Annotated in this window: 14 protein-coding genes and 1 riboswitch; of the genes, 5 read left to right on the top strand and 9 right to left on the bottom strand. The window is 38.5% G+C overall.

Annotated elements, in window-relative coordinates:
- Positions 1-61: 61 nt before the first annotated feature.
- Positions 62-991, bottom strand: coding sequence for an ABC transporter permease (locus NST91_RS01170; protein WP_341329672.1), 930 nt, complete (start codon positions 989-991; stop codon positions 62-64).
- Positions 992-1,189: 198 nt separating this feature from the next.
- Here NST91_RS01170 and NST91_RS01165 point away from each other — a divergent pair, with 198 nt between their 5' ends.
- The gene (locus tag NST91_RS01165) at positions 1,190-1,918 is read left to right on the top strand and encodes a ThuA domain-containing protein (RefSeq protein WP_341329671.1); all 729 of its coding nucleotides are present in this window, start codon (positions 1,190-1,192) and stop codon (positions 1,916-1,918) included.
- Between the two features lie 90 nt (positions 1,919-2,008).
- Here the strand turns inward: NST91_RS01165 and NST91_RS01160 are convergent, their stop codons facing one another.
- From NST91_RS01160 to NST91_RS01125, 8 genes are all read right to left on the bottom strand, one after another.
- Positions 2,009-5,119, bottom strand: a complete 3,111-nt coding sequence (locus NST91_RS01160) for an alpha-mannosidase (RefSeq protein WP_341329670.1) — start codon at positions 5,117-5,119, stop codon at positions 2,009-2,011.
- 12 nt (positions 5,120-5,131) lie between these two features.
- A complete protein-coding gene (locus NST91_RS01155) occupies positions 5,132-7,012 on the bottom strand; it encodes a beta-N-acetylhexosaminidase (RefSeq protein WP_341329669.1) in 1,881 nt (626 codons plus the stop codon).
- Positions 7,013-7,046: 34 nt separating this feature from the next.
- Positions 7,047-7,667: a YesL family protein gene (locus tag NST91_RS01150; RefSeq protein ID WP_341329668.1), complete on the bottom strand. Its 621-nt coding sequence runs from the start codon at positions 7,665-7,667 to the stop codon at positions 7,047-7,049.
- Positions 7,668-7,702: 35 nt separating this feature from the next.
- Entirely contained in the window at positions 7,703-9,034 is a 1,332-nt protein-coding gene (locus NST91_RS01145; protein ID WP_341329667.1) for a glycoside hydrolase family 125 protein, read from the bottom strand.
- Between the two features lie 11 nt (positions 9,035-9,045).
- Positions 9,046-11,760 carry an alpha-mannosidase gene (locus NST91_RS01140; protein ID WP_341329666.1) on the bottom strand — a complete coding sequence of 905 codons (2,715 nt, stop codon included), beginning with the start codon at positions 11,758-11,760 and terminating at the stop codon, positions 9,046-9,048.
- A 214-nt stretch (positions 11,761-11,974) separates the two neighbouring features.
- A complete protein-coding gene (locus NST91_RS01135; protein WP_341329665.1) occupies positions 11,975-14,989 on the bottom strand; it encodes an endo-beta-N-acetylglucosaminidase in 3,015 nt (1,004 codons plus the stop codon).
- Positions 14,990-15,132: 143 nt separating this feature from the next.
- A complete protein-coding gene (locus NST91_RS01130; protein WP_341329664.1) occupies positions 15,133-17,802 on the bottom strand; it encodes an endo-beta-N-acetylglucosaminidase in 2,670 nt (889 codons plus the stop codon).
- 469 nt (positions 17,803-18,271) lie between these two features.
- Positions 18,272-19,414 (bottom strand): alpha-hydroxy acid oxidase, encoded by a 1,143-nt coding sequence (locus tag NST91_RS01125; RefSeq protein WP_341329663.1) that lies wholly within the window; start codon positions 19,412-19,414, stop codon positions 18,272-18,274.
- Positions 19,415-19,560: 146 nt separating this feature from the next.
- Positions 19,561-19,678, top strand: a riboswitch (SAM riboswitch).
- A 94-nt stretch (positions 19,679-19,772) separates the two neighbouring features.
- On the opposite strand from NST91_RS01125, the gene NST91_RS01120 reads away from it, so the two are divergent.
- The 4 genes from NST91_RS01120 to NST91_RS01105 all read left to right on the top strand — a co-directional run bounded on the left by NST91_RS01120 (position 19,773) and on the right by NST91_RS01105 (position 23,583).
- Complete coding sequence (locus NST91_RS01120; protein ID WP_341329662.1) at positions 19,773-20,882, top strand: iron-containing alcohol dehydrogenase family protein; 1,110 nt, start codon at positions 19,773-19,775, stop codon at positions 20,880-20,882.
- A 63-nt stretch (positions 20,883-20,945) separates the two neighbouring features.
- Positions 20,946-21,779, top strand: coding sequence for a MetQ/NlpA family ABC transporter substrate-binding protein (locus NST91_RS01115; RefSeq protein WP_341329661.1), 834 nt, complete (start codon positions 20,946-20,948; stop codon positions 21,777-21,779).
- 117 nt (positions 21,780-21,896) lie between these two features.
- Positions 21,897-22,937, top strand: coding sequence for a methionine ABC transporter ATP-binding protein (locus NST91_RS01110; protein WP_341329660.1), 1,041 nt, complete (start codon positions 21,897-21,899; stop codon positions 22,935-22,937).
- A complete protein-coding gene (locus NST91_RS01105) occupies positions 22,921-23,583 on the top strand; it encodes a methionine ABC transporter permease (protein WP_121448472.1) in 663 nt (220 codons plus the stop codon). The genes NST91_RS01110 and NST91_RS01105 overlap by 17 nt, the downstream gene beginning before the upstream one ends.
- Positions 23,584-23,650 lie beyond the last annotated feature (67 nt).

Raw genomic sequence — 23,650 nt, 5'->3', positions numbered from 1 at the left:
GTTCTAGTTTTGCCATATCGTTAGCCGCCGGGCGACTTCCTCCCTTCACGATGGATTAAAATTAAAATAATGCACTTTCCTCATCAACTTTTCTTACAATATAGTTAGTGATGATAACAAGGATAAATCCAACTGCCGACTGATAAAGACCTGCAGCCGTACTCATTCCAATATCCCCAAGATTCATAAGACCTCGGTAAACGTAAGTATCAATTACGTTTGTAACTGAATACAACGCTCCGGAGTCTCTTGGAACTTGATAAAATAATCCGAAATCCGAGTTAAAGATTCTACCGATATTCATGATTGTTAAGATAATCATTAACGGTTTAAGCATAGGTAAGGTAACATGTTTAATCTGTTTCCATTTTGAAGCACCATCAATCATAGCTGCCTCATAATATGTTCGATCAATTCCAACAATAGATGCTAAATAAACAATACTACCATAGCCAACACCTTTCCACAGACTCATAAACACGATAATAAATGGCCAATATTTTGACTCGTTATACCATGAAATGGAGTCAATGTTGAACCAGCCGAGAAATTGATTTAGTAAACCATGCTCAGTGCTTAAAAAAGTGAATACAAAGTAGCTTCCGATAACCCATGAAATAAAGTGTGGAAATAAGATAGAAGTCTGATAGACCTTTGAAAGTCTTTTGTTAATCAATTCACTGAGTAGGATAGCTGTTGCTACTGCCGCTATTAGCCCCACAACAATAAAAATAAGATTGTAGATCAAAGTATTTCTAGTAATAATCCATGCATCGTTTGTACTAAATAAATATTTAAAGTTATCCCAGCCTACCCATTCGCTATTTATAACGCTTGCAAAGAAACCATCGGGATCAATCCGAAACTTTTTAAAGGCCAACACTTGGCCGAACATTGGCAAATAAGAGAATAGTAGCAACCAGATTGTTCCTGGCAGAATCATTAGAAGCCATACTCTATTTTTATAGATATCTTTCAATATACCTTTCATAATTTCTTCCTCCTTTCAGCCCATGTAAGCACTTCCATAGTTATATTTTATAGGGAAAGAGGGACTATTAATAGTTGACTAATTTGGGATTAAGTGCAAAAATCTTAGAAATCGACAAAATCTATGTTCATTCATTTGTAAACGCTTTATGATTTAGTCGAATATTTCATCATTTTTTGTAGAGAAAGGAGTGGATTGATGATGAAAGTGACCGTCTGGAATGAAAATCGGCACGAACAAGGCAATCCAATTGTAAGCGATTTATACCCAACCGGTATTCACGGAACGATTTCAGATTTTCTTCAGTTGGAGGGCTTTGAGGTACGAACTGCCACTTTAGATGAAAGTGAGCACGGTTTAACAGATGAGGTCCTCAACAATACCGATGTTTTAATTTGGTGGGGACATCTTGCTCACGGTGAGGTTAAAGACGAGATTGTAGAGAAAGTCAAACAGCGTGTTCTTAATGGAATGGGGCTGATTGTTCTTCACTCAGGCCACTTTTCTAAAATATTTAAAGTACTAATGGGAACAAGCTGTGATCTAAAGTGGCGTGAAGTTGGTGAAAAGGAGCGCTTATGGACCATAAACCCTAGCCATCCAATTACAGTAGAAATTCCTGAATATATCGAATTGGAAAATGAAGAAATGTACGGAGAGCATTTTGATATACCTAAGCCTGACGAGATAATCTTTATCAGTTGGTTTGAAGGTGGTGAAGTATTCCGCAGCGGCTGTACATATACACGAGGTAATGGGAAAGTATTTTACTTTATGCCTGGACACGAAACTTATCCGACCTATCATAACAAACAAATTCAACAAGTAATCATTAATGCGGTGAAATGGGCCGAGCCTATCAAAAAAAAGCATTCCGTTTACGGGAATGTGCCCGCTCTCGAGGATTTAACACAAAGTAAAGAATGATGAAAAAGTTATCGGTAGGTATCATTAAATACCAAGTTTTCTTGTAAAAAAATTGACCGACTGAAATCATTCAGCCGGTCAATTTTTTGACTAACGAATTCTAAAGGTCTTAATTTCATAAGGTTTGATTTCAAACTCAATAGGTGATACTAATTTATTTCCAATTGGCTCTTCCATCAAATTGGTCTCAACCCATGAGGTGAACTCTTTCTGAATGTTCATGCTCACCTTACCTCTACGTCCTTCATATTCATGTAATCGTACAATCACTCCGTTACCATCGTAAGCTGGCTTTATAGAGTCAATCCAAACATGCTCATTATCTATTTCAATAAATGATTCTTCCTTCATCCATTTGCCTTCTACAGCGATAACTGGATCATTTAAATCCCATGCCTTTTCCACTGTCTTCGCCGTTCTCCAGTCCCCGAAATGTGGATAAAGGGAATATACAAAGGAATGATGTCCTTGGTCAGCATTCGGATCAGGATGAATGGCAGATTTTAATAGCGTTAATCGCATGATATTATCCTTAATGTCGTACCCATATTTAGAGTCGTTCAGTAAACTTACCCCGTAATCTGGTTCTGACATGTCGGCCCACTGATGTCCAACTGATTCAAACTTCGCCATTTCCCAACTTGTATTCCAATGATTCGGACGTTTTACATTACCATATTGAATATCATAGGTTGCCTCTGTTGCACGAATATCAACCGGGAAAGAAACTTTGAGTAATTTTCGTTTTTCATACCAATCCACATCGGTTTCAAAATCAATACGGCGGTCATTTTTATAGAAAACTACGCGCTGGGAAAATTCAGAATGATGGTATTTCCATGTAACTAGAATACTAAAGCTAAGTTCGCCATTTTCGGCCACTTCGAACGTAGCAACATCATGAATTTCCTCCATCTTTTCTTGATAAAAGATATCAATATCCCACGCATCATGGGCAAGAGGTTTATCTTCAAAAATTTGCAGTACGTTTCCAACTTGGCCTTCAGCTAAAACATGACGCCCTGCTTCCTTATCATAAAGCTTAGTAATCTGACCAAACTCATTCCACTCAACAAGATAATATGGTGTTTCTAATTTTCTATCATGGTAAGTAAAGGAAGTTACCATTTCCTGATTAGCCTCAATCGGTTCAAAATACAATGTTTTCGCACCAAAGGACGGAAGGCTATCTACCTCAACAAGCCAGCCATTCGCTTGTTTTTGATGATTTAACACTTGACCACTTTCATCCTTCCAATTACCTGCTGAAAAATCATTAAACATAGTGATAAATACATTTTTTCTACCCTTATGATGTGTTGAATTTATAACAGCGACAGAACGGTCAGCTTGCTCAATTCCGGTTTGAACAATTTGTGTCTCCACTTGATTGACGATTTGAAGTGCCTCTTTGTATTCTTCTTTAGCATCTTCATATACTTCATGAATAGATGAACCAGGAATAATATCATGAAATTGGTTCCTTAGAATGATTTTCCATCCTTCTTTCAGCTCATTTTCCCCAATCCATGCACCGTCTTGGGACAGCCAAGAAGATAAGAATTCCGCTCTTCTATATAATAACTCTAGCATTCGGTTCATTTTTTTCATAAATGCCTGGCTCGTATAGGTACCACGATGGTATTCCAGATACAACTCACCATCCCATTTATGAATATAGCCTGTAGATTCCTTAACATTTTCATGTAGTTTTTTGAAGAAGTCCCCTGCTGTGGAAGTTTTCACATTCGGCATTCCTGGCAGTTGATCAAACCTACGTCTCATTTCTAGCATATGGCGATTTACACCACCGCCACCGTCCCCATATCCATAGGATAGTAGTAAGTCCTTGGATAAATCCTTATCGCGATAGCCATTCCAAGCACCTTTTACTGTTTTGGCAGTAATAAAGCCATTATACGTATAGAACCAAGAATCTGGAGAGTTCCATGGCTCAGGTGTAGTAATAAAATGCGTTAAAATCTCCGATCCGTCGATTCCCTTCCAATAGAAGGTATCATGTGGCATACGGTTATATTGGTTCCAGCTAATCTTTGTTGTCATCATGGTTTTAATACCTGACTTTTTCAAGATCTGTGGCAGTGCCCAGCTGTAACCAAAAACATCCGGCAGCCATAAATATTCACAGTCGATGCCAAACTCTTCTTTAAAGAAGTTTTTCCCGTGTAGGATTTGCCTAACAAGCGATTCACCACTTGGGATATTGCAATCAGCTTCCAGCCACATTGCACCACCAGCTTCCCACTGGCCTTCTGCAATTCTTGCCTTCATTTGTTCATAAATCTCAGGATAATCTGTTTTAATATAATCATAGAGCTGAGGCTGGGTTTGCAAAAATAGATATTCTGGAAATTGCTTCATTAAGTGCAGAACCGTCGAGAATGAACGGGCCGACTTCTCCCTCGTATTTCTTAGCCTCCACAGCCAAGCAACATCAATATGCGTATGACCGACGGTATGAATCGTAATATCAGATACTTTTTCGAAAGATTGAAGTGCCTCTGTTAATCCAGCTTCTGCTTCATAACAAGATTCATAGAATTCCGCGCTTCCAGGTTCAGTCCAATTAATACCCATCAAAGCATCCTGCATCATTTTTTTCAAAATCGAATAGGAGGAATTAGCCTCTTTCGTTTCTTTTAACACTTCAAATGCAGCTAAAAGTGTATAATATAAATTATCTACTTGTTTATCAAGCCAACCAATTTTAGCCATTTGTAGTTTAAACTCATTTTCTGTTGGAACCCCTCCCCCTTCGAGTCCTGACCAGAGCCGGAAGTCCAAACGCATTGGTTCATGTGAAGTCTTTTCATCAAAAAGAACCTCTTCATGATTAGAGTCAACACCTTGATATGGCTTGCCGTTTACAAATAGTAACGATTCAAACCCGGAGTTATTACCCCCACCTGTCTTACCGAATGAGAAAAGTCCAACAATTTGTTGACCATTTTTTGAAATGTGGCTATCTACATACGCATGTAACCATAGATAGCGATCGCGTCCCTTCCAATAGTCACCAATTTGCATACTATTTGTTGCATTGTATTCGGACGGCGGGTAGGCACCAATCTCACCATCATCTTCATGAGTGTAAAATTTGTCTATGCCAACACATTCACGATAACGGTAACCTTCTAATTCTCTAATACGCTCTTCAAATTTTCTTTCGGTTAAAAACATGTTTACACCCCTCTATAATGAAAAATTACCTGCTGTTACAATTCGGTGATACACATTTCCGCCTACTAGCCCATCGACTATTTCCCATGGTCCGTCATGGCGTAGACGTTTCTCCTCTAACTCTTCGAGACTACTAATTCTTCCTTCAAGCCACTCATTGATTCGGTATTTGACTGAATCAATCCGTGTAATGACACCACCATAACGAATATCAATAACTTCCCATCCAAATGGTTTGTATGCTGCAAACCAAATTTTTCGATGCTTTTGACGTAATTGATCAACATGGGTTTGAATCCAATCCAGCTTAATAAGGATTGATTTCATTTGCTCGTGATCTTTTAGATCATAAGCCCCCTTTAGCTTAATGCCAATTTCCGCTTTCACGCTCAATACCCTAGCTAATTGCTCATAAAAGTCAAAAAGAGTTTCCCACTTTGGATTGTTTTGTTTCGCTTTTTCAATCTTATGGACTAACTCTTCATAATGCTCACCTAAGGACAGACTGCGAATATTCTCGTCGTATAGCCCAATTAAGATATCTTGATACAGCAATACCTTAGAAGTCATTGACGTATTCATGTTATCCTTCATGACACCAGGGGTTTCATCCAGTTTTTTCAGAACCATGAAGTCTTCAAATTGTCCCTCGCCGCAAAAGGCATACCGTTCAGCCGTTTGTTCTAATGTAACTTCCTTGTGATAGGTATGCTCTGCAAACAATTGCAAGACTGGTAATGATGTTGAAAAAGGCGTTTCTGCACCGTTATCACCCCATAGTGTTACAAATACTTCTTTGATCCCTTCTTTTTTGCATGCTGCCATAGCAGCTTCTGTAGTAGCGATTGCTTTACCATAGTTCGGTACTATTCCATTCCATGTCCAAGCACCACCAGCAAAAATAGGAGTTTGGCCTAGTAACTTATGATTTTGAAAGTCCTTTTCATATACATCTTGCTCATTGCGATAATAATTCCAATAAACAAGTTCAACCTCAGGAATAGAATCAAGAATATCCTTTCGAATTTGACCAAACTCATCCTGATATTTGCTGTCTTTGGAAAACAAAGGGAAATACATATCGCTCCAAATCATTGGTTTGAATCCATATTTTTCAGTAATAGAAACTACCTTTTGGAGGTGTCGGTTCATGATATCGATATGATTCTCATAGCCGTGTTTTTCTAAATACTTACCTAAGCCAAGCTGAAAGGTCTCATCCATACCAATATGAATACGCTTAGTCTTGAAAGATTCTGAAGCAGCTCTAATACAATTCTCTAAGAATTCATAAGTCTCAGGCTGATCAACTAAAAGAATATCGTCTGTATCTCTAAATCCAGAAGCATAATTCCACTTAAGCGCTTCCCGTAGATGCCCCAGTGTTTGAATACATGGAATCATCTCGATACCTAATTTACCTGCATATTCATCACATGATTTTAATTCCTCAGCGCTATATCGACCCCGCATATACCCAAAGTATGGATGTTCCTCTACCTCATACGTATCCTCCGTATAAAGCATTAATGTATCTAAGCCTATGACAGCCATTCTTCTGAGTAGCCTTTTTACATCGGCTACCGTAGGCACGGCATTTCTAGAGGCATCTAGCATAACACCGCTCATTTCAAACTGCGGATCCTCTGCTATTTCAAATACGTTGTTTTTGCCATAATGTTCAAGCCATAATCCTAATGCACGAAAAAAGTGAACCGGCTTATCAAAAGTAATTTCTCCTTGGCCTTCATTATTCGCAACCCTTAACATACCTTTCTGATTCTTTACTTGAATTGGGTAGCCCTCTGAAGAAAGTTCAACATCTAAATATTTTGCTATAAGTTCAATTCCATCTATAACGGAAAAAAGGTCTCCCTTTAAATTCAGTTCCATATCAAATCCCCCTGTTTTACCAAATCCAGAATAGTTATTGCTGCAGTGCCCGTTTTTCTAAAGAAATAAATCGATAGAGGCTGACTCTCATCATCAAGTAAGCAGGTGCTACTACGGAAACAAACGGTATTAGACCGAGATATAGATTAATAGTGTAGCCTATGAATATTAAACCGGTCACAATCAATATGGTGTATGGTAAACCGGTCAATGTCAGCAGAAACGACTGTTTAATATATCCCTTTGTTGATAGTTCATAATGAACGTAGGTTGCAAAGAAGTATCCAACTGCTATTAATAACACAAATACTAATACATATAAGATAACTAAAAGGAAACTAGCAAACACACCTGACATGAATTGTTCTGCAATACGGATGTCAATAAAAAGGAACAGGCCGATACTATAAAATACAAGGCCGATTCCATTACTTCTCTTCCATTCTTTAAAATAAACTTGTTTAAACGTTTTCAATACAGGAAAATCTGTATCCTTTTTCATCCATTTCCGAACAATGGTAAACAGAGCAACTGATGCTGGAAAAAAACCAAAAACTCCTAATCCCAGAATGGTAAAAGCAAACCAACACAGATTGGCCAGGATAACTCTCCATATCCATTCACAAACAACAATCATCCATGGAGTTTTTTCCATTACGTCATCCCTCTTTCTAGCTACTAACCCGATTTCTAGGCTTTGTTGCTGTTGTTTTTGATTAATTGCTGATGAAGTGGACTTCCTTTAACGGCTTTTCCAGTTAAACTTAATACGAATTCACTGAACATCGTGTTTGCCCAGGCAAACCAATCTCTCGTAAACTCTTCTGGGCAATCGGCGTTAAAGCCTTCGTGCATATAATTAGTTCCACCGTCTGTATTCTTAAAATAAGTCAAAATTTGCTGTTTTTCCTCTTCGCTAGTTGTGGTCATTCCTTGAATTGCTAGGGCAATATGCCAAATATAATGGTCAGGTGTATGTGGACTTCCAATTCCGTTTGCATATTTTCCTTCATAATAATAGGGATTATCCCTACTTAACAGAAATTGACGTGTATTTAAATAGGTCGTGTCATTGTATGGAAGATACCCTAAATAAGGAGCAGACAATAGGCTTGGAACGTTCGCATCGTCCATTAGGTTACAACGACCTTCTCCATCTGTTTCATAAACATACATCTCTCCGTGAACTGGGTGATCAAGCTTCGCATATCCCTCTATCCCTTTTTGAATTTCATCACGAAGCTCCACGCATTCTTCTTTTAATACATCATTATTTAGGACTTCATCGCAGATTTCAGCAGCATATCCCAAAACAACAACAGCAAACATATTGGCTGGTACAAGGTATCCGTATGTGCATGCATCATCACTTGGACGGAAAGCACTCCATGTCATTCCTGTTGTGACAACACGTCCACCTTTTCCATCACGAGTTAACGTATCAGATTGGCGGACATCTTCACGCTCAAACTGATAAGGAGAAAGATTTTCATGATCCTGCTCAGTCTTCCATACATGAATAATCGTTTCAATCACCTGTTGGAATGTTTCCTTGATAAAAGTTGTCCGACCTGTTGACTTCCAAAATAGGTAGGCAAGCTGGACTGGATAACACAATGAATCAACTTCATATTTCCGCTCCCAAATATGTGGTGTCATATCTGTCAAATCTGATTGGTGTCCTTTTCCATTTGCACTTTCGTTAAAGGCATTCGCATACGGATCATGCAAGATAAATGCAAACTGTTGGCGAATTACCCCTTCAAGTAAATCTGCCATTTCTTCATCCTCTTCGGCAGCTAGAAGATAAGGGCGAACCTGGGCAGCAGAATCACGTAGCCACATCGCCGGAATATCTCCGGTAATTACAAACGTTTTTCCATCTTCCTTTTTTTTCAGTGTAGTCGTATACGTATTAATAAAACATTGCTCAAACATATGCTGTAACTTTTCATCACCAGGAAAGAATTCTTTTACATGGTTAATTAACTTTTGCATTGAATTGGGAATTACTAAAGTCATTGTTCTTACTCCTATCTTTTTTTAATGAAACCAAGTGAAATAATTTCATATTTTCCTACGTTATAAACATCCTCTTTTTGATTTGTTTTTTCCTCTAGAATTGTACTTTTATAAGATTCATAATCCCCTATAGTGACCTTCAAGCTATCCTTTGCTTCAGAAGGGTTATACCAGCGGATTATGACATCACCATGATCTTCAGCCACTTTCATTGATGACCATACAAGACCGTTAGATTTTGTGTTTACAAATTTATGTGTGTTCTGCAATCTCCCTTCATGAATAGTTGTCTGAACAATCACAAGTGGTACTTTATATTGGTAAGCATCTACATATGCTTGTGAATGAATGACATCTTTTTCATGCGGTAGTACCTGCCACTCTGCTGTTTGCATACCAAGGCATTGTGCTTCAGGTGTCGGGAAGTAGCCCCAGTCCCCAAGTTCCGCTACTGAACGAAGTACGGTTACAGCAATTGTGCCGGTCTCTTGTAGGATCTCGTATTCTTGCAGACCATCTGTTGCAATCGTTAAGCCCATTTTGTCATCTGCTAAACTACTGAATCGCTGCTGATGGTGACAAAAGCTTGGATTTTCCCATTCTTTCTCCGGTGTATTCGGGCGCGTTGCAATTTCAAAAATGCTGTCGACCATATGTGTTTCTGTTTTTAGTCCTGTAGGGAAAAGGACACGTAAGCGGTGATCAGTTGCTTGATTATCAATCATAAGCTTAAAGGATGGACCCTTCATTCCTTTTTCAAGTGTGACAACAGTTCGAAGTGTTAAACTTGTCATTTCAGCTGATCTGCCTGCTTTTCTTTCTTTATGCCAAATCAACTTATGTCTTTCACTAGCTAAGTAATCATCAGCAGAAACCGGAATCGATAATGTGTGCGTAAATTCAAGGACTGTTCTTAGATTATCTTTTTCAATCAGGTTAAATACTGCTGGAACTCCTTTTGTTGTGATAGGAGCATGATTCTCAGCCTCTTTATACATGTATTCGTTGCCTACATCCCCAGTATCTTCATAGATTCCTAGTCGGTAAAATCTTTCTCCCGTTTTCTTATGTGTTAAGTCATAGGTGCCGTCTTCATGGAAATGCATATGAACATATTCATTTTCCATTTTGAATACGGTGTTATGCATCTCACCGGTATTCTTCGTTTCTTCGTCATGTTTCTGCTCTTGGGTTTCAGTTGGCACAATGTAGAATGTTTTATATCCAAAGGAAGGTATTCCCTCTGCAAAGAATGATAGCTCTGCACGTTTAGCAAAGAACGGCTGACGGAAACGATCATTTGGTAAGTCATAGTCAAATTCGATATTTAAGTTTCCTAACATTAACTCAACATCATTGCCTTCATCATCCAATAATTTATATCCTGGTGTTTCCTTTTTCTGCAAATAGTCCGGTATTTCTTCAAAATGCATTTGTGAGAAATACACTTTTTCAAGATCAACTACTTTTGTAACAACTTCATTCTTTTCCCAGCCAGTTGTATTCATGACAACAAGTGGTATTCCTCCCGCAGGCGCCTGTGATGTATCAATAGATTCAGCTAGTTCTCCTGCTTTTTCCTTAACAAATACATCCCCCATTTGGGAAACCGTCTCAAAACGGGTGACCATTTCACGGTGAACCTCATCGACACTACAACCGCAAATGCTGTCATGCGGATGGTTTTTCATAAGTGATTTCCACATAAAACGAATATATTCCCGTGGATAGGTTCCACCCGCTAAATACTGCATAGTAGCCAAAGGTTCGGCGATTTTTTCCAACAGGGTCTGACAAAGGTTATTCCACTGTTTTAGATAAATTCGACTTGATGCAGTGTTGACAAGAGTCGACCATCCATCCGTTCTCTGATTGCGTAGTTCCCCTTTAATGACCTGTAGCTGGTCGGGAAGTGATGCTTTTAATTCCTCTGTATATTCTTCAAAACTAGAATGTTTAAATTGATAGTCTGGATAAAGGGTCGTTGCAGTTTCAATTGCCTCTGGTATTGTTTTTTGAAGTGGCTGATGGTCACAGCCGTTCATAAATAACAATTGATTCGTTGAGGCGTATTTCTCAGCATCTTGAAGCTTTTGATCCCAAAATGCCTTTGCTTCTTCCTCATCCACCGGTATTTCATTTCCATTTGAATACCAATTCGCAAATAATATTCCTAAAACACTAGATCCGTCTGGGGATTCCCAAAGCATCTCTGAATAAGGAGATTCAAAGTTTAGTGTGTCAGATACAGTATTATTAAATCCAGTTGGTTTAACTCCCCTACCAAACGCAGCTGTATCAATCCCCGCTTGTTTTAACAGCTGCGGCGCCTGACCGTATATACCAAATGTATCAGGGAAATAACCAATTTTTGCGGCAGGACCATAGATTTTCGTGTCGTTCAAGCCAATTTGAAGATTCCTTACGTTCGCCTCAGAGCTCGTTAAAAATGCATCCTGCAGTACATACCAAGGACCAATATGCAGTTTTTTCTCTTTAATCATTTGTTTCACAATGTCACGATTCTCTGGGTGTATAGCAAAATAATCCTCCAAAAGAACAGTTTGTCCATCAAGATGGAACGATTGAAAATCATTTCCGTCCTTTTTGAACTGTTCAATTAGATTGTTCATTAATTGAATATAGTAATAGCGGTGTTTTTCAAAAGGTAAATACCATTCCCTGTCCCAATGGGAGTGAGAAATAATATGTGCTGTTTTATTCATAGACTTTTCCTTACCCACTTTCTTTTATATCAGCGATAGAAAACGCTATCATTATTTAAAAATAAAGTTTCACTTCATTTTAACAATAAAAAAACTGGCACTATGAAGCAATAGAATACCAGCAAATCATATATATAATTCACTAATTCTAAAGAAAATCCAAAAGAGGCATTCCCCTTTGCTTTATCACAATGAAGAATGGCCCCTTTCTTTTTTATCCGTTCTTTTTATTCCCGTTGTTGAAGTCCTTCTTTAACTCCTGAATTCGCTCCATCGCCATAACGAGGCGGTCATAATTTGTAACCTGTTTCCTTAATGTTGGATGAAGCTTGTTATAGGCAACCTTGCACTCATTTACGACCTTCTTGTCATCAAGTGTTAATTCATCAAGCTTTGGTAAATTGTTTATTTGACGTACAACTTCTGTTACCTTTTCATTCAAGTAAGCCACACTATACCTTAGACTCTCTCTTTCATCCTGTTGCTGAACAGTGTAATAGATTCTTCCTGCTTCAACGCCAAAATCTAACCCTTCAAGCGTCATCGTTCCATCTTGTTCTGCAATCATTTCTATCAAAACATCTTTTGCATCAAGGGATTTGTATAATCGAACTGTTTGTCCTTTCTTCACTCTTTCAATCGTTACCTTGTCTTTTGCACCCAAGTTATTTTCTGCATTTACAAAATGCATCATTATATTTTCCGTTCTTGGCAAAGCAGCACTTTCAAACATCTGCCATTCATAGATACGAATAGCACCCCAAGGGGATGTTCCGCTATTATAAACTTGCAGTTTGAATTCACTTGCTGTAATAGGCTCGTCTAATATAATATCAGTCACAGCTTTGGTATTATTTGTAATCCTTTTCGCTCCGACCCATTCCCCGTTTTCATCCTTGTAAAGCAACTCAAAATCAACAGTATTCATATTACTTGCTTCCCCACCATATTCGGCATGTTCAACACGCCAACGACGGATTGTTTTCTCTTCACCAATATCAATAGTCATGTAACCACTTTTCTTATTTGTTGCTGCCCATTTACTATTACCGATCGCTGTTCCGTCTAATACTTTGGAGGCAGGCTCTGCGGAGTTTTCAAATGAGACAGATGTCACCTTAGCATTAAGAGCCACATTAGGTGAGGTTGGATTATTCTCAATCTCCGTAGCATCAGTACCCATACCCCAATCAAAAGCAACAATTGTACCTTCTCCACGAACATAATCCTGATTGACTGGGACAACTTTTAAGGATGTAATGTTGTCACTAGATGCGTTTTTGGCAGTCCGGGTGATATTTGGTGTATAGAAGTAATTATTCGGTGTAACTCCTAAAAGTGTTTCCACCCCATCGGCATTTTCTTGGTAAACCTCATAATGCAATACGTTTTCTTTAGCGGACCAACTTAGACGGGCTTCCGCTTCAAACGCTGTCTTCGTTAGCTTTTCAAGAATTTTAACATTGTTAGGCTTGGAAATAGCCTCAGCTTTTCCATCAAATACGGATAATTGCCCTAAATGAAGTGAATAGTTCTCAAGCTTATTAGTGTTACTTACCTTAAGACTAAGCGCATAAGCTGTCTTCCCAGTATCCTCTCCTAAATCCACTACGGTTGTTTGCCAACCCTCCCCTGACTCTGGAAGCGAATAGTACTTCATCTTATCCTCTGAATAATCTTCACTATATGCCACACCAAGCTGAACATCAGCACCTAATTGATTTTGATAAACTAGGCGAATCTTAGTTGAATCTGTAATTGGAAGTTTTGTACTGTAAAGCATCGTGTCGTTGACAGAACCTGCATCAAGATCACCGCTGAATTTTAGTGAATTTCCACCGTTATATGCTTTATCAAAGTCATAAGTGACATTCAACTTACTTCCTTCACCACGAATCCACCAACGCCAGGTTGGCATTATATCCTGGATAGACCGGTTATTCCATTCTAGAATACTAGCTTTTTCCCCATCTACAAAATATTGTTTTCCATGACCGCTATTAAAGTTCGTAATAAACGGCATATTTTGAATGACAGATGAATCTGTCACAAATCGGGCCATACCCTTCCACTTGGAAGAATCATCTGCAAGTGTAGGATCACCCTGCGGTCCTGTCCAGAAATATTTTTCCTTCTCATGGAAGTCGGCAGGATTTTCCGCCAATCCCATTGTTGAGTTCGGTGTATATAAAGCTATAGATACCTTTGGCTGTTTATTTTCACCCAAAAGAGCATCCGTATTAACACTTGTGTTATAGGAGTTTTGTTGAACCTCAAAACCTGCATAAGCATCAAAAGGGTTACGATTATGACTATTCATCGTTTCAACTGTTGTGTTAATCTTACTGGTATTCCAGTTGTAGTTTAAAAAGAATTCATCGACTGCGTATACCCCATCATCTGCTGGTTTCACATACATGTCATTTTTGCTGTTGATGGAATCCTGATAGTTAATCTTTCCATCGTTGTCTTGAGCATCATACCAACTAATATGTAGTTTTGAATTTCGTTTGATATAATGCATCATTTCATTCATACGTACAGCCGTTTCCTTACTAACACCATAGGTTTCCTGATTAAAGAAATAACCATCAAATCCAAAGTATTCTGCCACCTCAATCATCTTGTCCGCAACCGGAAAACTTCCATCTGCAGCCTGTTTGGTGAATTTTTCTATTTCTTTGACCCCTTCTTCTGACTGGCCCCACGGGAAACCAAGTGTTGCATAGACAGGTACCCCATTGCGGTGAGCAGCATCAACAATATCCGGTGTTGGGATGGCGAAGATTCCCTCATTCGTTCCGGACCAGTAAATATAAGAATCAAGAAGTTGCCAGTTGTCAAAAGCGTATACGTTAAACTCATTACCTCCGACGGAACTCGCTTCATCGTGATTCCATGTTGTAATTGCTGCGGAGGTTATTCCTGCCTCTGGGTTAGCAAGAGGATTTACTTGCTCTCCTTTAAATCTTTCCTGATTTAAGGGGACACTTGCTCGGTTCAATTCCGCATCAGGATCCGTTTCAGGAGACCACTCCAAAAGTGTATCCACTCTGAATGCAGGTGCAAGAGGCTTCAGACTAAGCTTGTCCATATAATTCTCATTCACCGCATCTGTTCCATCCCCATTAACGTCAGCTTTTACGCCTGTGGCAGCAATCGAACTAAATAACATAAAAGCTACAGTTATAGTCAAAATACGACTGTAAAACCTACTTCTTCTCCTCATACTGATCCTCCTCTTTATTAAGTACAGTTTTTACATAGTTAGAAAACCAAATCAATTATAATAATCAGATAATTATAGTTAAAGTAGACTATACTTTTATTGATTTATAGGAAGCAAGGGATATCTCTTGCCTCCTTAGGAAACTACCGATTTAAGAATCCATGGACCTCAAATTCAAAAATTCTTGCAGCCTGGTCACTGCCTTGAGTTGGTTTGTCAGTCCACAATCGTACGTAACGAGCATTTGTTAATGATATACTGTGTTCTGAAACACCCGCTGTATTATCCGTTACCTTAATAACTTCTATCCAATGTTCACCGTCCGTGCTGGCCTCAATTCGAAATGCCTGTGTGTTGAATGCTTGTGGCTCCCCACCGGCCTGTGCATGACGCACGACGAACTTTGATAGCGCATATTGATTACCTAGATCAACCTTTAACCAATGTGGTGCTTCACCTAGGGCACACCACTTACTGTTGTCCGTTATTTTGCCATCAACTGCGTAGCTTGCAGCTTCCGTCGCTGCACACTGACCACTTGCGGTAGCAGTTTTGTTTAGAGCAACATTTTCAATATCCTTAGCTGCTTCGGAAATGGTTATCATCGCCTCTTTAGTCAGAACACTTTCTCCCTCGCTGTTCCTCGCAACCAAGGTAACGGGGTATACGCCCTCTTCAACATAGGTTACAACCGGATTTTCCTCGTGGCTGACGGAAGGTGTACCTCCTTCAAAATGCCACTCAACTTCTTCTGTAACTTCTGTTGAAGCATTGAAAAATTGGATATCCTCCCCTGGCCCTGCAATGGTTTTTTCCGCAGAAAAGTCTGCTTCTGGCTTTGGATATGGTGGCCATTCAAACGTAACCGTGTTTGGCTCACTTCGATTAAATTCCTTGTTTACGGTAACAATCTCTAAGGTTGTGCTATTTTCTTTTCCATTTCGTTTAAGATTAGAAAGAAAATACACATGGTTTGGCGTTGTGCCGACTAACTGCTTTTGATTGTTTGGTAATACTCGATAAATTTCGTAATGACTAATATCGGAATCAGACGGCTCCCAAGCAAGTGAGATATCAGAATAGATTCCCTTGTTAAAGCTGATCTCATTAATTTTGCTTTGTTCCGGGGAGTAAATATGTTGTTTGTCCTTTTTGTTATAAACTTTAATTTCTCCAATATTCGTTGTAAAGTATTCCACATTCTCGTTACCGTCAACTAAAAGTGAGATAGCTGCGATATTATGACCTTTGTGCTTTTTCAACTTTATCGTTTCAGTCATCCACTGATTATGACTTTGTTTTTTAATATCGAAAAATGTAAACTGGTCAGGATTGTCAACGAAGCTGACTCCTATTTTCATATTAGGTTTTTTCATATCTGTTTTGTAGGTTAGAGCGATTTCCGTATCTTTTTGAATCGGTAGATTGGTTTTATAAAGCTTAATATGAGTAGGATTGCTTTTATCAATAGCACCTGAAAGCTTTAATGAACTTCCCCCGTTATAAGCGATTTCCCAATCAAAACCAACATCAATTGCTTGTCCGCCCTCTTTTATCCAACGCCAGGTTGGCAGGATATCTTGTAGACTACGATTATTCCAGGATTGGTTACTTACCTTATTTCCATCAACTGCGAAAAACTTTCCGCTACCAGTATTAAAATGTGTGACAAAAGGTAATTCCTTAATGACTGTTTTGGCTGTGAAATAGTGAGCAATCCCTTTCCATGAGCCATTGTTAGCTGTGGTTGTAGGATTACTAGACTCACCAACCCAAAACTCATTTTCCTTTTGATAGAACTGTTCAATACTTTCGGATGTCTTAAAGGCCCAATCTGGGCGGTAAATTCCTAAAGATGTTAGTGGTGTTTTGCCTTCAGGAAAGATTCCCTGCCAAGGAACCTTTGTACTTGTTCCATTTGCTTCTACATCGATTCCAGTAAATAAATCATAAGGGCTTCTTCCTATTTCCTGTGCTTTATTAAAGGATGATTGTTGGTCCCGCCACCAAAAGTTCAAAAACATACTGTCGGATACCCGCTTCTTTCCGTCCTGTAAAAAGCTACTGTTTTTATCTGTCAATGCATTTTGCCAATCGATATTCCCGTCTTTTGTCATTGAATCATACCACATGATATGCATGTCTTCCTGCTTATGCTTCTGCAAATAAACAAGGAACTTTTGCATTTTTTGTGCCACTTCTACATCTTTGACATCTGTTTCCTGATTAATAAACCAACCATCAAATCCATAATAGTTCGCTACCTCTAATAGTTTATCTGCCGCTGGAAAAGAACCATCTTCCCGCTGGGTCAGCATTTGGTTCACCCATTCCTCCTTGCCACCGTAGACAATAGGTGGGAAGAAAACGTTTCCTAAAATAGGTACACCGTTTTTATGAGCAGCATCCGTTACATCTACACTTGGTGGAACAATAATTCCTTCCCCTGAAGAACCTGCCCAATACACCATAAGATCTACATATTGCCAATAACTAAATGTATTGGCAAAAAAGTCTTCTCCTCCCTGAGAAGGAACCCCGCTAGTGGTAGGGTTAAGGGCAGATAAAGCAACTAATTTTGCTTCTGACTGTGCATTTTCATTTACTTTATAAAGTACCTCCCGCTCTGCTAATGGAGTCTGGCTACGGTTATAAATAGCATCTTGATCCTTATCTGGTGCCCAGTCTAATAGTTGTTCCGGATACCAATAGGATGATTCCGGCTGTTTAGCAAAGGTTGCACTTGGTGCCAAAATCATAATACACAAGCAGAAAAAAATACCCATCCAGAAACACTGCTTTTTTTCAAACATATTCCATCTCTCCCTTTCCATTTCATTTTTCTATCTAACGAAGCTTAAAACATGCCCTCTGTTCTATGCCTCCCTACAAAGTTAATGAAAACACTTACAAAATAAAAGGTCCGTATTTACTATCTTCTATTAGCTGCTTTTTCTATTAAAATAGGGGTGATAACCTCCCCCATCAGTGATTTTTTATTTTATAGAAGCTTTTTCCATTATTTCTAAAATTACTCCATAAAAACACCCATCCCTTTTTTATATAGGTAAAAATACATGAGCATTAGTTACCATTACAAATTTCCTAATCATTGAAAGATAAAATGTATTAAATTTAGTAAAAATATAGATAACCAATTTTCAAGCCATATTAAAAGCCTTCCGATTCGCTCGGAAGGCATTCTAACTAATTCAATTTTTGGATATAAACAAAATGTTGATGATATCGGACAAAACTATAAATATATTAGACAAACCCAAATTATGATTTAATTAGTCTGAGTGTTTTAAGGTCTTTTACACTAGATGCACCAGCCAATGCGATGGAAACCTTTGTATCTTGAATAAAGTTGCCAAGCACCTTCTCTACACCTTTCTGTCCTGCAGCTGCAAGTCCATATACAAACGGTCTGCCAATAAAGACCGCATCCGCCCCTAACGCAAGTGCCTTAACAATATCAGAACCTCGTCGAATCCCACTATCAAATAAGACAGGAATTTCACCCTTTACCTCTTCCACTATAAGTGGCAATGCATCAATGGCTGAAATGACACCATCAAGCTGCCTACCTCCATGATTGGAAACAATAACTCCATCTACACCATTCTTAACCGCAAGTCTAGCATCATCCGAACTAAGAATCCCCTTTATTAAAATTGGCAATGAGGTCCGTTCCTTTAAATCAGCGACATGAGTCCAGTTAAGTGAAGGATGGTGAATATTATCTAAGATTCCTTGAATAATAGACTCTAAATCTTGACTATCTAAAGAGGATAAGAATACCGAATCCTGTTCATAATTCGCTTTCCCTACCCCAAGCTTTAATGGTGAAAAACGATTCTTCATATCTTCTTCTCTCCAGCCCATCATAACTGTATCAACAGTTAAAACAATTGCTTCGTAACCCGCCTCCTCTGCTCGTTTAACCATATTAAAGGAAATCTCCTTATTATTTGACCAATAAAGTTGAAACCATTTTGAGCTACTACCGGATACCTTTGCTACATCTTCAATCGAATAGCTTGAAACAGTGCTTTGGACAAAAGGCACATGACAAGCAGCGGCTGCTTTTGACACTGCCAATTCTGCCTCTTCATGTGCCAGCTTTAACATTCCAACCGGGGCAAGTAAAAAAGGATGGGGGTATGTTTTTCCGAACAAGGTGATGCTTGTATCAATATTTGATACATCCCGTAAAATCCTTGGTACTATGGAATACTTGTTAAATGATTCTTGGTTTTGCCTCAATGTCACTTCGCCACCTGCTCCTGAACGAACATACCCAAAGCCTCCAGCAGACATTTTCTTTTTTGCCTCCTCCTCTAATTCCACATAGGAGACCGGAAAATATTCATCCTTCACAATATTCTCTATGTACGCATCTTTAACTTTTGATATATTCATTGTATAAAGCCTTCTTTCCATATTTATTGTAATTACCCTACTACTTAAAAATGGGGTAGTCAATTGGAGTTTTGACAATTTAGAAAAAAAAGATTGACTTACCTTTTAAACAAGTTTAATATCAAAATAATAAATTTCATAACAATCTCTTATTAAGAGCGGCTGAGGGACTGGCCCTGTGAAGCCCGGCAACCATTCATGTTAAACGAAGACATGAACAGGTGCTAAATCCTGCAAAATACAATGTATTTTGAAAAATGAGAGAGGTGCTACTTCTAAAGTATATCCATGCCTCTCTTTATGAGAGGCATTTTTTATTATCTGGTAAATTACTTAAAAGAATGGAGGGATGAATTATATGTCAACACAAACAGTAAAAGGAGCACCCGGTCATTTTAGAATTGGTGAAGGGATCCTTAAGGAACTAGAACCCCTTTTATCTGAGTTAAAGGTTCAAAAAATTCATATAGTATGCGGTAAGAAGGCCTGGAATGCAGTATCCACCTATTTGCCTGAGAAAATAACCAATTCCCCTATTTCGAGCTTTACTTTCATTGAGGGTCACTGCACTTTAGAAAAGGTTGAAAGTATTTCTAATCAGCTATCAGTAAACTCAGTTGATGCAGTTATTGGCATCGGAGGCGGAACTGCACTAGACACTGCGAAGGCTTCAGCAATTAATGCAGGTATAAAATCAATATTGATTCCAAGCATTGCATCTACATGTGCGGCATGGACTCCACTTAGTGTCTTTTATGACCAAAATGGAGTTTTTACACACTACACTGAATTCCCTCTTGCCAATACCTTAGTACTTATTGAGCCTGCTGTTATTGCCTTAGCTCCAGTAAAGTACCTACGAGCAGGAATTGGTGATACACTAGCGAAGTATTACGAAGCAGAGGCATTAATTTCTGCGTTTTTCAAAAATCAAGAGCTACCGGTTTGGCTAAAGGTTTCAAGGTTCTCAGCATCTATTTGCAGAGATGTTCTACTACAGGATGCCACAGCAGCTATCCAATCTACCTCTGAAGGAAGTGTCTCTGATGAACTGGTTAGAGTAATTGAGGCCATTATTATGACTGGCGGTATGGTCGGCGGCTTCGGTGGAAAGGCAGGAAGAGTAGCAGGAGCACATTCCATTCATAATGGCCTTACTGAAGCAAACCAAGCCAAAAACTTTTTACATGGTGAGCTTGTTGCATATGGAACTCTGGTCCAGTTAGCTCTAGAAAATAAAGAACAAGAGCTTTTAAGACTATCAAGCTATTATCATGAATGGGGACTTCCAGTAAATTTAAAAGACTTAAATATTGATCCGGAAAACAAAACTCTTTTGGAAGCAATAATTAAAAAGGCAACTCTCCCACAAGAATCTATTCATTTTATGGATATAACTATTTCAAAGGATGCACTATTATCAGCTATAAGTAAGGTGGAAAATCTTACTTTCTCTAGAGTCAATTGATAGAAACAGAATAAGCATAAATACAAGCCATAATATTAACATAATACGAAAAGAGGAATAAACATGAAAAAGTGGTTATTTGCTAGTTTATTAGTTTTAATTATCTCGGTTCTTGCAGCCTGCGGTGAAAGTAGTTCAAGTGGTTCAAAGGACGAAAAAGCAGAAGGTTTATATAGTGACGAAAAGCTGGTTATTGGTGTAACTGCAGGCCCTCACGAACAAATTCTTGAAAAGGTAAAAGAACTTGCTGAAAAAGAAAACCTAAATATTGAAATAAAAGTCTTTACCGATTATGTTATGCCAAATATTGCTTTGGATGAAGAAGAGCTTGATTTAAATATCTTCCAAACTGAGCCGTACTTTAATGCATTTAAAGAAGACCGTAATTTGGACCTTATAAAATCGTTTGATACTGTTACATTCCCAATGGGTGTTTATTCATTAAAGGTGAAGGATGTTTCAGAGCTAAAAGACGGTGCTAAAATTGGATTACCTAGTGACCCTACAAACAGCGGACGTGCACTACTTCTATTTGAAAAAGCTGGATTTATTAAGCTGAATCCAGATACCGGAATCAATTCAACTGTAAAGGATATTGTGGAAAATAAAAATAATTATGAGTTCATTGAACTTGACTCTGCACAAATCGCACGTCAACTGGAAGAACTTGATGCAGCAGCTATAAATACGAACTTTGCTATTGAAGCAGGTTTTACACCATCCGAGGATGCCATATTTATTGAACCTAAGGATTCTCCATATGTGAACCATGCTGCAGTAAGAACTGAAAACAAAGATGATGAAGTTTTAACGAAATTAGCGGATATTTATCGCAGTGAGGAAATTGCTAAATTCGTTGAAGAAGAATTCAAAGGATCTGTTATTCCATCTTGGTAAAAAAAGCTACAGGAGGACGTGGTAACCCTATTTATACTGCGTCCTCCTTTAAACGCCAACTGCAAAACATTATTAAAAAAGTGAAGGTGTATACCTGCTCAGAAGGGAGTTTTACAAATGATTGAACTAGTGGGAATCTCAAAGACTTTTACAGCTAAACAAGGTTCAATTCACGCGTTAAAGAATGTTTCCATTTCTGTAAAAAAGGGGGAGATATATGGTGTGATTGGTTACAGCGGTGCAGGGAAAAGTACCCTTATCCGAAGTGTGAATCTTTTAGAAAAGCCTGATTCAGGTTCTGTAATCGTAAATAATGTAGATTTGACAAAGCTCTCAAATGGAAAACTCCGTGAAGCACGGGGACAAATCGGGATGATTTTCCAAGGCTTTAATCTTTTAAAAACAGCAACCGTATATGAAAACATTGCACTTCCATTAAAGCTTACTGGCTTAGGTAAGCAGGAAGTCGAGGCCCGGGTTACAAAATATCTAAATATTGTTGGCCTCGAGGAAAAGCATCATGCCTATCCTTCTGAGCTATCAGGTGGACAAAAGCAAAGAGTAGCGATTGCACGTGCATTAGCCCATGAACCAGAGATTCTTTTGAGTGATGAGGCGACAAGTGCTCTTGATCCAGATACAACAGAAGCAATTTTGGAACTATTATTAAAAATTAACAAAGAACTAGGGATCACCATTTTACTTATTACTCATGAGATGAATGTCATCCAACGTATATGTGATCGGGTTGCTGTTATGGAAGATGGAGAAGTTATTGAAGAAGGAACAACGAGAGAGATTTTCACTTCCCCGCAGCATCATACAACAAAAAGATTTGTTAATAGTTTATTTTCACATAAGATACCGGATGAAATACTAGCTACTTTAAATGAAACGGGCCAAGTAGTCACCCTTTCCTTCTTTGGAGAATCTTCAGGTGAACCTGCATTAGCTTTAGTTAGTAAGAAATTTGATGTTTATCCAAACATCTTATCGGGAAGCATCACCCGCTTAAAGGAAGAAAACTTTGGACAGCTTTTGATTCACTTAAAGGGTGACACGGCTGAGATTGAAAGTGCCCTAAACTTCTTAGAACAACAACAAGTACATGTGGAAGGATTGAGAGTAAGTGAAAACAAGAATAGAAGAATTTCTTGAGCTTTGGGGCAGTGATCTTTGGGAAGCTACTCTCCAAACCTTTCAAATGGTTGGAATTGCGCTAGGGATTTCCGTATTAATTGGTCTGCCATTGGGAATATTGCTTGTTTTAACAAGACCAGAAAAGGCCTTAGCTAATAAGTATGTATATCAAATTTTAAACGCCATTATAAATATTATTCGTTCTGTCCCATTTATCATCTTATTGTTCTTTATCCTTCCTTTTACAAAGCTAATTGTTGGGACATCAATTGGCGTTAAAGGTGTAATTGTTCCATTAGTTGTGTACACAGCTCCATACATTGCCAGATTAATGGAAACAGCTCTATTAGAAGTTGACCGTGGAGTATTGGAAGCCTATGAAGCAATGGGAATAAAAACACGGCACATCATATGGCATGTGCTTGTTAGAGAATCCCGTTCATCCATTATTCTTGGTTTAACCATTGCGACCATCGGTCTAATTGGTGCATCGGCAATGGCAGGGTTAGTTGGCGGAGGTGGACTAGGAGATCTCGCATACCGCTACGGCCACCTTCGTTATGAAGTGGACGTTATGTATATAACCGTCATATTACTTATAATCTTAGTACAAGGACTACAATCACTAGGCAATAGTTTGGCATCGCGTTTGAAGAAAGATTAACCGTTCAAATGGGATACTTCTAGCGGGTTATAAAATATACTTAAGCATGAAGCACTCGCAAGTCCAT

Source organism: Ferdinandcohnia sp. FSL W7-1320 (genome assembly GCF_038050315.1).
Classification (GTDB): domain Bacteria; phylum Bacillota; class Bacilli; order Bacillales; family Bacillaceae_L; genus Ferdinandcohnia; species Ferdinandcohnia aciditolerans.
The sequence above is the reverse complement of the archived record's forward strand: the minus strand, read 5'-3'. Positions and strand labels throughout refer to the sequence as shown.

Coding starts and splice junctions, on each gene's coding strand:
- NST91_RS01150 (WP_341329668.1), bottom strand. CDS start 7,667: ATGGAAAAAACTCCATGGATGATTGTTGTTTGTGAATGGATATGGAGA.
- NST91_RS01160 (WP_341329670.1), bottom strand. CDS start 5,119: ATGTTTTTAACCGAAAGAAAATTTGAAGAGCGTATTAGAGAATTAGAA.
- NST91_RS01155 (WP_341329669.1), bottom strand. CDS start 7,012: ATGGAACTGAATTTAAAGGGAGACCTTTTTTCCGTTATAGATGGAATT.
- NST91_RS01110 (WP_341329660.1), top strand. CDS start 21,897: ATGATTGAACTAGTGGGAATCTCAAAGACTTTTACAGCTAAACAAGGT.
- NST91_RS01120 (WP_341329662.1), top strand. CDS start 19,773: ATGTCAACACAAACAGTAAAAGGAGCACCCGGTCATTTTAGAATTGGT.
- NST91_RS01130 (WP_341329664.1), bottom strand. CDS start 17,802: ATGTTTGAAAAAAAGCAGTGTTTCTGGATGGGTATTTTTTTCTGCTTG.
- NST91_RS01125 (WP_341329663.1), bottom strand. CDS start 19,414: ATGAATATATCAAAAGTTAAAGATGCGTACATAGAGAATATTGTGAAG.
- NST91_RS01170 (WP_341329672.1), bottom strand. CDS start 991: ATGAAAGGTATATTGAAAGATATCTATAAAAATAGAGTATGGCTTCTA.
- NST91_RS01140 (WP_341329666.1), bottom strand. CDS start 11,760: ATGAATAAAACAGCACATATTATTTCTCACTCCCATTGGGACAGGGAA.
- NST91_RS01165 (WP_341329671.1), top strand. CDS start 1,190: ATGATGAAAGTGACCGTCTGGAATGAAAATCGGCACGAACAAGGCAAT.
- NST91_RS01115 (WP_341329661.1), top strand. CDS start 20,946: ATGAAAAAGTGGTTATTTGCTAGTTTATTAGTTTTAATTATCTCGGTT.
- NST91_RS01145 (WP_341329667.1), bottom strand. CDS start 9,034: ATGACTTTAGTAATTCCCAATTCAATGCAAAAGTTAATTAACCATGTA.
- NST91_RS01135 (WP_341329665.1), bottom strand. CDS start 14,989: ATGAGGAGAAGAAGTAGGTTTTACAGTCGTATTTTGACTATAACTGTA.